The organism is Phenylobacterium sp. J426, assembly GCF_024699945.1.
Taxonomy (GTDB): Bacteria; Pseudomonadota; Alphaproteobacteria; order Caulobacterales; family Caulobacteraceae; genus Phenylobacterium.
Genome location: NZ_JAJOMY010000001.1, coordinates 2,041,031 through 2,053,156 on the forward strand (window position 1 = coordinate 2,041,031; position 12,126 = coordinate 2,053,156).

10 protein-coding genes, 1 tRNA gene and 1 pseudogene are annotated in these 12,126 nt (G+C 68.9%); 9 read left to right on the top strand and 3 right to left on the bottom strand.

What is annotated here, in order from left to right; all coding sequences use genetic code 11:
• The first annotated feature begins 22 nt into the window (after positions 1 to 22).
• Positions 23 to 1,609 carry a serine hydrolase gene (locus LRS10_RS10775; protein WP_257837252.1) on the top strand — a complete coding sequence of 529 codons (1,587 nt, stop codon included), beginning with the start codon at positions 23 to 25 and terminating at the stop codon, positions 1,607 to 1,609.
• 44 nt (positions 1,610 to 1,653) lie between these two features.
• Positions 1,654 to 2,547 carry an Hsp33 family molecular chaperone gene (locus LRS10_RS10780; RefSeq protein WP_257837253.1) on the top strand — a complete coding sequence of 298 codons (894 nt, stop codon included), beginning with the start codon at positions 1,654 to 1,656 and terminating at the stop codon, positions 2,545 to 2,547.
• Here the strand turns inward: LRS10_RS10780 and metZ are convergent.
• Entirely contained in the window at positions 2,544 to 3,728 is a 1,185-nt protein-coding gene (metZ, locus tag LRS10_RS10785) for an O-succinylhomoserine sulfhydrylase (protein ID WP_257837254.1), read from the bottom strand. The two genes, LRS10_RS10780 and metZ, sit on opposite strands and share 4 nt — an antisense overlap.
• A 142-nt stretch (positions 3,729 to 3,870) precedes the next feature.
• Between metZ and LRS10_RS10790 the strand changes: the two genes are divergently transcribed.
• From LRS10_RS10790 to LRS10_RS10800, 3 genes are all read left to right on the top strand, one after another.
• Positions 3,871 to 4,890, top strand: coding sequence for a 2'-deoxycytidine 5'-triphosphate deaminase (locus tag LRS10_RS10790; RefSeq protein ID WP_257837255.1), 1,020 nt, complete (start codon positions 3,871 to 3,873; stop codon positions 4,888 to 4,890).
• A 48-nt stretch (positions 4,891 to 4,938) separates the two neighbouring features.
• The gene (locus tag LRS10_RS10795; RefSeq protein ID WP_257837256.1) at positions 4,939 to 6,321 is read left to right on the top strand and encodes a TraB/GumN family protein; all 1,383 of its coding nucleotides are present in this window, start codon (positions 4,939 to 4,941) and stop codon (positions 6,319 to 6,321) included.
• Between the two features lie 119 nt (positions 6,322 to 6,440).
• Positions 6,441 to 6,632: a helix-turn-helix transcriptional regulator gene (locus tag LRS10_RS10800; RefSeq protein ID WP_257839134.1), complete on the top strand. Its 192-nt coding sequence runs from the start codon at positions 6,441 to 6,443 to the stop codon at positions 6,630 to 6,632.
• On the opposite strand, the gene LRS10_RS10805 is transcribed toward LRS10_RS10800, so the two are convergent.
• Both LRS10_RS10805 and LRS10_RS10810 read right to left on the bottom strand, forming a co-directional pair.
• Positions 6,629 to 7,810 (bottom strand): class V aminotransferase, encoded by a 1,182-nt coding sequence (locus LRS10_RS10805; protein WP_257837257.1) that lies wholly within the window; start codon positions 7,808 to 7,810, stop codon positions 6,629 to 6,631. The genes LRS10_RS10800 and LRS10_RS10805 overlap by 4 nt on opposite strands.
• The gene (locus LRS10_RS10810) at positions 7,786 to 8,577 is read right to left on the bottom strand and encodes a tryptophan 2,3-dioxygenase (protein WP_257837258.1); all 792 of its coding nucleotides are present in this window, start codon (positions 8,575 to 8,577) and stop codon (positions 7,786 to 7,788) included. Before LRS10_RS10810 ends, LRS10_RS10805 begins: the two co-directional genes overlap by 25 nt.
• 1,274 nt (positions 8,578 to 9,851) lie before the next feature.
• Here LRS10_RS10810 and LRS10_RS10815 point away from each other — a divergent pair.
• The 4 genes and pseudogenes from LRS10_RS10815 (at position 9,852) to LRS10_RS10825 (ending at position 12,034) form a co-directional block, all read left to right on the top strand.
• Positions 9,852 to 10,379: an SMI1/KNR4 family protein gene (locus tag LRS10_RS10815; protein WP_257837259.1), complete on the top strand. Its 528-nt coding sequence runs from the start codon at positions 9,852 to 9,854 to the stop codon at positions 10,377 to 10,379.
• 627 nt (positions 10,380 to 11,006) lie between these two features.
• A tRNA-Gly gene (locus LRS10_RS10820) sits at positions 11,007 to 11,081 on the top strand.
• A gap of 67 nt (positions 11,082 to 11,148) precedes the next feature.
• Positions 11,149 to 11,607 (top strand): annotated as a pseudogene (locus LRS10_RS25090) (LytR/AlgR family response regulator transcription factor); the annotation flags it as partial.
• Positions 11,608 to 11,641: 34 nt separating this feature from the next.
• Positions 11,642 to 12,034, top strand: a complete 393-nt coding sequence (locus LRS10_RS10825; protein WP_257837260.1) for a LytTR family DNA-binding domain-containing protein — start codon at positions 11,642 to 11,644, stop codon at positions 12,032 to 12,034.
• The last annotated feature ends 92 nt before the right edge of the window (positions 12,035 to 12,126 follow it).

Here is a 12,126-nt window from a genome sequence, read left to right on the forward strand (position 1 = left end):
TGACCGCGTGGTCCCGGGATCCATGAAGCTCGCCGCGTTCCTCGCCGCCGCCATCGTCGCGGCGGCCTGCCCGGCGCGCGCCCAGACCGCGGAGGACCTCGACGGCGTCTTCGGCCAGTTCTCCTCGTCCAGCGCGGGCTGCGCCGTCGGCCTCGATCGTCCGGGCGAGCCGCCGCTTACCCGCGCCTGGGGCATGGCCGATCTGGAACACGGCGTCGCCAACACCCCGGAGACGATCTTCGAGTCCGGCTCGGTGGCCAAGCAGTTCACCGCCGCCGCCATCCTGATGCTGGCCCGCGAGGGCAAGCTCAAGCTCACGGACGATGTCCGCAAGCACCTGCCCGAGCTCTGGACCTATCCGACGCCGGTCAGCATCGAACAGCTGCTCAACCACCTGGGCGGACTGCGCGACTGGGGCGACGTCGCCCAGCTGGGGGGCTGGCCCCGCACGACCCGCGCCTACACCAACGAGGAGGCGCTCGCGATCGCCTACCGGCAGCGGGCGCTGAACTATGCGCCGGGGTCCGAGTACGCTTACACCAACACCGGCTACATCCTCGCGGCCGAGGTGGTCCGCCGGGTCAGCGGCCAGACACTCTCCCAGTTCACCCAGGCGCGGATCTTCAAGCCGCTGGGCATGACCCGCACCCAGTGGCGCGACGACTTCCGCCGTATCGTGCCGGACCGCGCCATCGCCTATCGGGCCGGGCCGTACCAGGACATGCCGTTCGAGAGCGCCTACGGCCACGGCGGCCTGCTCACCACCGTGGGCGACCTGCTGATCTGGAACCGGGCCCTGGCCGCGGACGCCCTTCTGCCAGGCCTCTATGCCGAAATGCAGGTCCAGGCGGTGCTCACCGGTGGGCGCAAGGTCGCCTATGCCCGCGGCGTCTGGGTCGAACAGCGCCTGGGCCGCAAGGAAGTGGCGCACTCCGGCTCCACCGCCGGCTACCGCGCCTGGCTCGCCCACTATCCGGAGAGCGGCGTCTCGGTGGCGGTGCTCTGCAACACCGCCGAGGCCGACGCCGTGGGCCTGGGCCGACGCATCGCCGACTTCGCTATCCTGCCGCCCGAGGTTGCCGAGGAAGTCGCCTCGCCGACCTCGGTGAAGGAGCTCGAGGTCCGGCCCGGCGTCTATCTCGACGAGCGCACCGGCCAGGTCGGCCGTATCGTACGCGAGAACGGGACGCTTCGGCTCAGCGGCGGCCCGCTGGTCTATTCCGAGCGCGAGGCCAGCTATCGGCTGGGAGCCGACCGCGTCATCTTCACACCCGAAGGCTACGAGCGCCGCTTCCCGAACGGCGACATCTCGCGCTTCCGCCGACTGACCCGCCACGCTCATACGCCTGCGGAGCTCACCGCCGCCGCCGGCGTGTTCACGAGCGACGAGGCCCAGGCGACGCTTCGCCTCAGCTTCTGGCAGGGCAAGCTGATCCTCCAGCCCGCCGACAGGCCCAGCTATCGGCAGACCCTCGAGCCCCTCGACCGTGACACCTTCATCGTCCAGGGCGGGGTGGTGCGGCTGATCCGCGACGCCCAGGGCCAGGTCGAGGCGTTGCGCTTCACCACCGCCCGCGTCCGCGATCTGCGCTTCCGCCGGTCCCGCTGACGCACCGGGTCGCAAACCCGCCGACGCATCCTATATTGGCGCCCATGTCCAATCCTCCCGTTCCCGACGACCTGGTCGGCGCCTTCCAGATCGAGGGCGAGCCGGTGCGAGGCCGCGTCGCCCGCCTGGGCGCCTCGATCGACGAGATCCTGCAAGGTCACAACTATCCCGAGGCGGTCGCCAACCTGCTGGGTGAGGCCTGCGCGCTTGCCGCCCTGGTCGGCTCGAACCTGAAGTTCAACGGCCGTCTCATCGTCGAGGCCCGAGGTTCGGGCGCGGTGAAATACCTGGTGGCCGACTACGACACCTCGGGCGGGATCCGCGGCTACTGCCGTTTCGACGCCGACGAGGTCGCGGCCCTGTCCCGGGGCTTCCAGAGCCCCGGCGCCCGTTCGCTGCTGGCCGACGGCGTGTTCATCATGACGGTGGACCAGGGTTCCGACATGGACCGCTATCAGGGCATCACCGCCATCGAGGGCGAGACCCTGGCCTTCTGCGCCGAGCAGTACTTCGCGCAGTCCGAGCAGACGCCCACCCGCGTCCGCCTGGCCGTTGGCCCGGTCGACGGCGCGTGGCGGGCCGGCGGGTTCCTGATCCAGTACATCGCGGGAGACGACGCCCGCGGCTCGACGCTGGAAGCGTGGGAGCGCACCCAGGCGCTGTTCGAGACCCTCGGCGAAGACGAGTTGCTCGACACCGAGCTGAACTCCAACACCCTGCTGTGGCGGCTCTTCCACGAGGACGGCGTGCGCGTGTTCGGCTCGAAGATGCTGCGCGCCTTCTGCCGCTGCTCACAGGACCGCATCGAGACGGTGCTGAAGTCGTTCCCGGCCGAGGACCGCGAAGGCATGGTCGAGCCCGACGGCAAGATCCACGTCACCTGCGAGTACTGCAGCAAGGTCTACGCCGTGGAGCCCGCGACGCTGGAAGTGGCCTAAGCCCTATCCAGCGCCCGCGTCACGTCGCGCACCAGGTCCTTCGGCCCCTCGAGGCCGACGCTCATCCGCACCCAGCCTTGGGTCAGGCCGATCGCCTGGCGCTCTTCTTCCGGCATCGAGCGGTGCGTCGTGGTCGATGGATGTGTCGCCATCGACTTGGCGTCGCCGAGGTTGTTGGAGATGTCGACGATCTCCAGCGCGTCCAGGAACCGCCAGGCGGCCTCGAGACTGCCCAGGTCGAAGGCGATGACATTGCCGCCGCCGGTCATCTGCCGGGCGATCACCGCCGCCTGCGGATGGTCGGCCCGGCCGCAATAGACCACCTTCTGCGCCTTTGCGTGGGCGGCGATCGCCTCGGCGACCTTGGCGGCGTTCTCGGTCTGGCGCCGAACGCGCAGCTCCATGTGCTCCAGGCCCTTCAGCAGCACCCAGGCGTTGAACGGCGACAACGCCGGCCCCGTGTGCCGGTGCATGTCCTTGTAGGCTTCCGTCAGCAACTCGGCCTGGCCCAGGATCGCGCCGCCCAGCACCCGGCCCTGGCCGTCGATGTGCTTTGTGGCCGAGTAGACCACCACATCGGCGCCCAACTTCAGCGGCTTCTGGAAGACGGGCGTGGCGAAGACGTTGTCGACCACGAGCCTCGCGTTCGCGGCCTTGGCCACTTCGGCGACGGCGGCGATATCGGTCACCTCCAGCAGCGGATTGGCCGGGCTCTCCACCAGGAAGGCCTTGGTGTTGGGCCGGACCGCATTCTTCCAGGCCGTGATGTCGGTGGCGTCCACATAGGTGGTCTCGACGCCGAACCTCGGCATCCACTCCGACAGGATCCAGCGGCACGAGCCGAACAGCGCCCGACCGGCCACAATGTGGTCGCCCGCCCGCACCAGGCCCATCAGCGCCAGCTGCACCGCCGCCATGCCCGAGGCCGTCGCCCTGCACGCCTCGGCGCCCTCGATGAGCGCGAGCCGCTGCTCGAACATCTCGGTCGTGGGGTTGCCGAAGCGCTGGTAGATGAAGCCCGGCGCCTCGCCCGCGAAGCGGGCGTCAGCCGCCGCGGCGCTGTCGTAAGAAAAGCTCTGGGTGAGGAACAGGGCTTCCGAGATCTCGCCGTGCTCGGTGCGCATGAGGCCGCCGCGAACCGCTTGGGTCTCGATCTCCCAATAGCGCGGATCTTCCGCCATCACGGCCTCCATCACCTTCAGAAAAGCTGCGGTGAGGAACGCCCTGTCGTCTCTCCGGTCAAGGGCCGGTTGACGGGCCGCGGCCCCTTTCCGAACCGCAACCCTTGCCACGGCGCCGTTCTCGGCTAAGTCTGCGCCGCCCATGAGCGACATGAACCGCCCGGGCATCCTGCCCTGCCAATCCATCGAGAGCCTGATCGCCACCGGCGCGATCGCCTCCGAGACCCCGTTCGACACAGACCAGGTCCAGCCGGCCAGTCTCGACCTGCGCCTGGGCGCCCGCTGCTGGCGCGTCCGCGCCTCCTTCCTGCCGGGGCGCCACACCGTCCGCGACCGCATCCGCGACGTGGCCATGCACGAGCTCGACCTCACCAAGGGGGCCGTGCTCGAGCGGGGCTGCGTCTACATCGCCGAGCTGCAAGAGCGCCTTGCGCTGCCGCCCGGCGTCTCGGCCCGCGCCAATCCGAAGAGCTCCACCGGCCGGGTTGACGTCTTCGTCCGTCTGCTCACCGACGCCGGGGCCGCCTTCGACGACGTGGCCGAGGGCTACACCGGCCCGACCTTCATAGAGATCGCGCCGCAGACCTTCTCGGTCCTGGTCCGCACCGGCACCCGGCTAAACCAGCTGCGCCTCAAGCGTGGCGCGCCCGAGCGGCTGCGCATCGAGAGCGTCGGCGTCGATCTGACCGGCGGGATCGCCGGCTTCCGCGGGCGCCGTCATGCGGGCGTCGTCGACCTGGACCACGTCGACGGCCACGATCCGCGCGACTTCTGGGAGCCCTTGATCCCGCGGGACGGCCAGCTGCTGCTGGACCCCGGAGAGTTCTACATCCTGGCGTCCAAGGAGGCCGTCGAGATCCCGGTGCTGGAAGCCGCCGAGATGACGCCCATCGACCCTTCGGTCGGTGAATTCCGCGTCCACTACGCCGGCTTCTTCGACCCCGGCTTCGGCACCGACGAAGCCCACGGCAAGGGCTCGAAGGGCGTGCTGGAGGTCCGCAGCCACGAGACGCCCTTCATCCTCGAGGACGGCCAGACCGTCGCCCGGCTGGTCTACGAGCCACTCACCGAGCGTCCCACGAGGCTCTACGGCGACCTCGGGTCGCATTACCAGCGTCAGGGACTGAAGTTATCCAAACACTTCAAGGTTTGGGGCGAGTAGGCGCACGGACGACAGAGCCGGCGCCGGATCGGGGGGATCTTGGGCTGGATGCGTCGGGTCGCGGGCTTCGCGACCGCGTTGATCCTGGGGGTAGGAGCGGCGGGAGCGGCGGGGGCCGCTCCCGCGCTCTGGAAGGTTTCCGACGCCGACTCGGAAATCTACCTGTTCGGCACGCTGCACGCGCTGTCGCCGGCCGCGAAATGGCGCACCCCGGCCTACGACAACGCCTACGCCCGCGCCGAGACCGTCTGGTTCGAGGCCGACATGGGGCGGCTCGAACCCACACGGATCATGGGCATCCTGCAGCGGTACGGCATCGACCCCGAGCGGCGCTTGTCGCAGAAACTTGCGCCCGCCGACGTGGCCGTCCTCGCCCGCCAGGCCGACCTGCCCCGCATCGACCACCTCCGGCCGTGGGCCGCGGCCATGATGCTGACCATGCAGCCGGTCACCGGCCGCGGAGCCACGCTGGAGGCCGGCGCCGACCTTGCCATGACCCGCGCCACGCTCACCGGCGGCAAGCGCCTGCGCGCCTTCGAGACTCTGGAGGACCAGGCCCGGATGTTCGCCGGCCTGCCCGAGACGTCGGAGGTCCAGTATCTCACCGAGGTTATCCGCGAACGGGCCGGCCCGCGCTCGCCGCTGGCTGCGCTCTGGCCCAAGCCCGACCTCGAATCCGCCTGGCTGGCGGGCGACCTCGCCAGGCTGGGCCCGGGTCTCGTCGGCGAGATGAAGAGCAGCAACCCCGCCTTCTATGACGCCTTGCTCAAGCGCCGGAACGAAGCCTGGGCGGCCCAGCTCGTCGAGGCCCTTGGCGGCTCTGGCGTTGAACTCGTCAACGTGGGGGGCGCTGCACCTCGTCGGCGACGACGGTCTGCCGGCGCTGCTCGCCGCCCGCGGCTTCTCGGTCACCCGGATTCAGTAGCAAGCGTCCACGACAAACTGTCGTGGACGCTTGACAGCCTGGATGTGTCATGTTTCCTTGTCATCGAGACAAGGAGACTTGCTATGCCAAAACTTCTGCCCGCGGGCGTCGCACCCAAGCTCGGACTGATCGCTCTGGTGGGGCTTGCCGCCGGCCTGGTTCTGGCGCGCGGCGGCGGCGTCGACCTCCCGCCGGGGTTCCGCTTCGGAGTCCTCGCGGTCTCGCTGGCGATCGCCGTCTGGCTGACGCTCGCCTACTGGCGGCAGATCGACGAGGCGGCGCGCGAGGCTCAGAAGTCGGCATGGTTCTGGGGTAGCGGCTGCGGCGCTATCCTGGGCTTCGCCGGCGTCAGCTGGCTCGCCGCCCGCGACCCCACGCTCGGCGGTTGGCTTCCGGCAGACGCCTCGGCCGCGTCGCTCATTCAGACCGGGGGCGTCGCCGTGCTGGCCTGCCAGTGCGTCGGCTTCTTCGTCGCCTGGGCCATCTGGTGGTGGAGGATGCGATGAGCGATCGCGCCACCGGCCTGCTGCTTGCCGTCTCTGCCGTGATCGTGGGTCTATTCTGCGCCGGCTTCGCCGCCGCCCAGGTCATCCCCCCCTCAGGTCCTGCTCTCCGGGCTGCTGCCATGAAGAACCGACTCAAGGTGCTGCGGGCCGAACGCGACTGGAGTCAGGGCGATCTCGCCGACCGGCTGGGGGTTTCCCGCCAGAGCGTCAACGCGATCGAGACCGGCAAGTACGACCCGTCCCTGCCGCTCGCCTTCAAGATCGCCAGCGTCTTCGGCCTGCGGATCGAGGAGATCTTCCTGGAGGACTAGGCGAGCTCCCGGCACGCCACGCAGAACGCGTCGATGTCGGCCTCGTCGTGGTAGATCGACAGGCCCACCCGCAGGACGTCGTCCCGCACGTCGACGATGACGTCCCGCGCCCCCAGCGCCTGCTTCCAGGTGAGCGCCGCCGGATGCCGCAGCGCCAGGAACCGGGCCTGGGCTCCGCCGCCGGGCGGGTTGACCGGGACGGCCTCCGACAGCGGCCCGGCGTCGCCCGTCGCGATCTTCGCCAGCAGCAGCCGCTGCAGCCCCGTCGCGTGCTCGGCTACCGCCGGGGTGGTCAGGCCCTCGTCAGCCAGCATCCGCCCCGCCGCCACGAACCTATAGAGCCCCGACGGGTCGAAGGTGGCGCCCAGAAAGCGCTGGGCGTCGCGAGTGTAGCCAACTCCGCCGGGCGGCCCCTCCAGGTCGCCGAACTCGGCGTACCAGCCGGTCAGAACGGGCCGCGCGCCAAATCCGGGCGGCGCGTGCAGGAACGCGGCGCCTTCACCCGCCATGGCGTACTTGTAGCCACCCGCCACGTAGAAGATCCGGTCGGCCAGGGCGCCGAGGTCCGTCGGGACGGCCCGGAAGCCGTGATAGCCGTCGACCACAACCCACGGCCCGTCCGGCCTCGACAGCTCAGCAAGCTCCCAGACCCTGTCGAAGACGAAGCCGCTCTTGAAGAAGACGTGGCTCACAAAGATCAGGTCGAACCCGCCCGTCCTGGCGGCGTCCAGGAACCGCTCCGCAAAGTCCGCACCGTCGCTCGGGACCAGCGTCAGCTCGACCTCGCCCGCCTCGACCCAGCGCGCCGCCTGCCGCCGGAACGAGTGGAACTCGCCGTCGGTGGAGAGCGCCCGCACCGGCCGGGGCTCTATGGCTGACTTCAGCGCCATCAGCAGCGTGTGGGTGTTCGGCGCGAACACCACCGTGTCAGGCGAGGGGAGGGCGAGCTCGTCCGCCACCAGCCGCTGCGCCGCCGGGTAGACGTCGCCCAGCGCCTTGTCCCACTTCCGGTCGGCCAGCGCCGCCGCGTCGGTCCAGGCCTGCACCTGCGCGTCGAAGGTCGCATCCGGCCACAGGTGGTGGCTGTGCGCCGCCATGTGCAGCCGGCCCGGGGCGGCCGAGAGCGCGCGCGAGAACAGGTCCTTCCGGGCCGTCAAAGCTTCGTCCTCAGCGACCACAGCTCGGGGAAGCAGCGCCGTTGGAGCGTCTTGGCAAGATAACCCGCGCCATCCGTCCCGCCGGTGCCGGGCCGCCCGCCGATGATCCGCTCCACGGTCAGGACGTGCTTGTGCCGCCACGTCACCAGCGCGTCGTCCAGGTCCACCAGCTTCTCGGCCAGCTGGTAGAGCTCCCAGTAGCGCTTGGTGTCGCGATATACCTCCAGCCACGCCGCTTCCACCTCGGGCGAGGGGGCATAGGCCTGGGCGACGTCCCGCTTCAGCACCGTGTCCGGCACGGAGAGGCCGTGCTTCGGAAGCTGCGCGATCGCCACGTCGTAGAGGCTAGGCGCCTCCAGCGCGCCTTTGAGCTCTGCCAGCGCCTCGGGCCGTTCGGCGTGGAAGCGCAGGAAGCTGTCGTCCTTCAGCCCCAGCAGGTACTCCAGCGTCCGGAACTGGTGGCTCTGGAAGCCCGAGCTGGTCCCCAGGGTCTCCCGGAAGCTGAGGTAGTCGGCGGGCGTCATGGTCGCCAGCACGTCCCACGACAGCGTCATGATCGTCTGGATGCGCGAGACCCGGGCCAGCGCCTTGTAGGCCGGCTCCAGGTCGCCTTCCTCGATCAAGCGCTTGGCCAGGCCCACCTCGTGGATGATCTCCTTGAGCCACAGCTCCTTGGTCTGGTGGATGACGATGAACAGCAGTTCGTCGTGACGGTCGCTCAGCGGCTTCTGGCTGCTGAGGAGCTCGTCCAGCGCGAGGTATCGCGCATAGGTCATGGGTTCCGACATGGCCCGGAACCTAGGCCCGCCGCGTCCGCGATAGAAGCGTCGCCTGCAGCCCCTTGGCCCGGGCGATCCTCGCCGCTATGTTCCGCCGCCCGGCCGGTCCGATGGAGCCCGGCCGCGGAACGCGGGTGCGCCGGACCCAGCTTCCTCCATTTGCAGATCCGCCGCTGCATATCTGCTGCATCATTTTCGACATGGTAGCGGCGCCTCCGCATGCGCAGTCCCGCCTCGACCGCGAGGAATGTTCTTATTTTGTTCTTGACTCCTGCGTCGAGCTGAGCCATACTGGGCGCTGTGCTCGACGAGTGTGCGCGGGCCCCGCCCTCTCCTTAGTGCTCGAACGCAAAAAGGGGGAAGCAATGGCTGGCGCTCAGCTGGCGCGCTCTCGCGCGCCTGAAACTATGGATGAGTTCGTCGCTCGACGAAATCGCGAGCAGGCTCGGCGGGAAGCCGACTACGTCGCCCGCCAGGACAGATGGTCCGCGTCAACCCGGACGGGGCAGAACCATTCGGCCGTGCGACCTGGGGATGTCGTGGTGCTCGGTGCTCAGGCGCGGAGCGCTTGCTCCGAATCCAACCAGGAGGTCGTCGGCAGCATCCGCTTCGAGTCAGATGCAATCTGACGGGATCCGCTACGGCTCGCTCTATGCGCCGCCGCCTGAAGACCTAGCCGACCTGCGGCGGCAACAGGCTGAATTCGGCGAAGTTCGACGCAGGATCGACCTTCAGAACAGCTGGATGGCCGTGCCGGCGTTGGCGCCTGTGGTTGTTCCGCTACTAGCCGACGGCGCTGGGTTCTTGGCTGCCCGGGTGGCTGCTTCACCGGTCAGGAACGCTCCCCTGAGCTTCGCTGAGCGGGAGGTTGGCTTGGCGCCGAAACCGCGGGCTCCCGTTCGGCCGAGTCCTCGGTCGCAGGCGCTGAGCAAGGCAGAGAAAGGAGTCATCCGCCAAGGCGGGAGGGAGAGACTTGCCCGCGCCAACGGGATATCAGCGGCGGAGATGGAAGCAAGGGTTCATCACAGCCGGCCCTTGGAGTACGCGCACGTGTTCCCAAAGGCGGATCCGAACTCCTTGGCCAACCTCTGGGCGCTCCGAGACGCAGCGCACAAGATTGCATCGGCGGAATGGACGGCGTTCCGCGCGGCGCTCAAGGGCCGCGTGCCGACACAAGCCGAGGTCATGGCTGCGAAGCTCAGGCTCGATCGGCTCGTAGCGCAGTATATTCGTCGCCCCGGTGTACCAAGGTCCCGCACCCCCGTGGATGAGGGAGGCCCGCTTTGACAATCACCGTTCGTGAAGCGGCCGCAGCTCTGGAGGAGCTCGGAACCCTGCGTCGAACCCGAGAGGATCACTCTGCAAAGATCATCGACCGCGTTCGTGAATTACTCGGGCGCGAGCTGCCGCCAGACCTAGAGGAGTTTTATCGCCAACGGATCGCCCGCCTCGGCGATTTCGACGCGATCTTTCCCCATTGGAACCCCCGAGTTGGGTGGAAGCCGATGGCCACGCAGGTCACGGAGCTCGCCCATGTGAACGCGGTGCCGTTGTTCAACGACGGCTGCGGAAACCTGTTCGGCCTTGATCTCCTGTCCAGGAGTACCGCTCCAGCCGTCTACTTCTTCGATCACGAAGTTGGCTTCGAGAAGCCGGAGTACGCTGCAGGGTCGGCGCTGGGACCGTTCTTGCTGCTGCTCTCGCAGCACGATCAGGCCATTCAGGAAGGCCGAGCTCCCGGCTGGGAGCTGACGGTCGATCCTGACATCGATAAGTGTCCGCGCGCACCCCCCATTTGGCTGGCCGACTGAGGACGGCTGTACGGAAAGGGATGGCGCAGCGGTAGCTCGGGATGGCGCCAGGCATCGCATGTTGTCCTTGGCGGCCTGCGGCCGCATCCTCGCGGCTTTCCTGCTTCCGCAACTGGATAGAGCCATACGATCCTCGAAAGCGCTGAGTTCTGTTGGTGCGCATCGAATATGGCTCAACGAACTGACGGTGCCCGAGGCGCGCGGCAGGCCTGGTAGATCCTGATCGCCGCGCGACAACGCCGCAACGTCGTGGCCGAGCAGAAGCAGGCCCAGCGCAAGACGCTCACGCTCAAAGAGGCCCACGACGAGTACACGCAGGCGCTGCGCCGTCGGAATGCAGCTCCGCCGTTGCGGAGCAAGCGTTCCCCTCTACGGTCAGTCAGGTGCCGGTGTCGAAGCTGAGTTCCCGGCGGGCTTCACCCTTGCGGGGCCAATTGCAAATCCGTTCATACTCCCCGCGCTCGAACTCATCGGCACAGCCGGGTCAGGTTCAGTCTCGAACACGTGCCCGAACGTCCCCCGTCGCCTCCGGCGCTCCCCAATGCTACGTAGGCGCCACGTCATTTCCGCCGGCATCGCCCGCGGCCTTGACTCTTCGGCCCTAAGCGGTTGAAACCGCAGGCCTTCGCGGGTGTAGTTCAGAGGTAGAACGTCAGCTTCCCAAGCTGAATGTCAGGGGTTCGATTCCCCTCACCCGCTCCAAACTCCTGCTCTCATCAGCCGACGACGGGGTTCGACCGCGCACGTCGCGTCGGCCGAGTTGCGACGAATGCCGCGTTCTGTGCGACGAACGGCGCCGTCGGGCGCGACGAAGGCTGCTAGCGTTCGGACGGGGAATTTCGATAGGACCGGGTCCGGGGGCGCCGACCCGTGCGCCGCATTTCGCAGGTCGCCTAAGTTGCGTGTGCTTGTTGTCGACGACGAGCCGTTGGCCGCGGACTGGCTTGTGCGTTGTCTGAAGGGGCTGCCCGACGTGCGGCGGGTCGACTGCGCGGCCGACGGGGATGAGGCGATGGAGATGATCGCTTCCGAGACGCCCGACCTCGTGCTGCTCGACATCCAGATGCCCGGCCGAAGCGGCTTGGCCGTGGGGCGCGCCATCGCCGGCGCGGCCGGGCGCCGACCCGAGGTGGTGTTCGTCACCGCCTTCGCCGAGCACGCGCCCGAGGCCTTCGAGATCGAGGCCGTCGACTATCTGCTGAAGCCCGTGCAACTCGACCGCCTCGCCGAGGCCATCCGCCGGGCGCGGGCGCCGCCGCGACATGGCGCAGGCGTACGAGGCGGTCGAAGCCGCGCGGCCGCCGCCCGCCGATCCGCCGGCCTACGACGAGGAGCTGTGGATCCGCCGGCGCGACGGCTACGTCCGCATCCGCGTCGACCAGATCCGGCGCATCGAAGCTGCGCGCGACTACGCCCTGATCCACACCGCGACCAAGACCTACATCCAGCGCGCCACCATGTCGGAGCTTGCCGAGCGCCTGGACCCGGCCAAGCTGCTGCGCGTCCACCGTTCCGCCTTCGTCCGGCCGGACGCGGTGGCGCGGGTGGAGCGCTCTGGCCGCAGCGCCATGCGCCTGCACACCGAGGACGGCGCCGCCGTCGAGGTGGGCGTCAGCTACGTCAAGCGCGTCGCCGAGGCGCTCGGACTCGACTGAGCCTTCGCCGCACGCCCGGTCGCATTCGTCGCAAACCGTCACCGTACGGATCAGCGGCCTGCCATTTCCGCCGCAGGGGCGACGCCGCAGAG

What these genes read in the sequence shown, in the direction of transcription:
- LRS10_RS10775 (WP_257837252.1), top strand. Translation starts at nt 23, where the DNA reads ATGAAGCTCGCCGCGTTCCTCGCCGCCGCCATCGTCGCGGCGGCCTGC.
- LRS10_RS10780 (WP_257837253.1), top strand. Translation starts at nt 1,654, where the DNA reads ATGTCCAATCCTCCCGTTCCCGACGACCTGGTCGGCGCCTTCCAGATC.
- metZ (WP_257837254.1), bottom strand. Translation starts at nt 3,728, where the DNA reads ATGGCGGAAGATCCGCGCTATTGGGAGATCGAGACCCAAGCGGTTCGC.
- LRS10_RS10790 (WP_257837255.1), top strand. Translation starts at nt 3,871, where the DNA reads ATGAGCGACATGAACCGCCCGGGCATCCTGCCCTGCCAATCCATCGAG.
- LRS10_RS10795 (WP_257837256.1), top strand. Translation starts at nt 4,939, where the DNA reads ATGCGTCGGGTCGCGGGCTTCGCGACCGCGTTGATCCTGGGGGTAGGA.
- LRS10_RS10800 (WP_257839134.1), top strand. Translation starts at nt 6,441, where the DNA reads ATGAAGAACCGACTCAAGGTGCTGCGGGCCGAACGCGACTGGAGTCAG.
- LRS10_RS10810 (WP_257837258.1), bottom strand. Translation starts at nt 8,577, where the DNA reads ATGTCGGAACCCATGACCTATGCGCGATACCTCGCGCTGGACGAGCTC.
- LRS10_RS10825 (WP_257837260.1), top strand. Translation starts at nt 11,642, where the DNA reads ATGGCGCAGGCGTACGAGGCGGTCGAAGCCGCGCGGCCGCCGCCCGCC.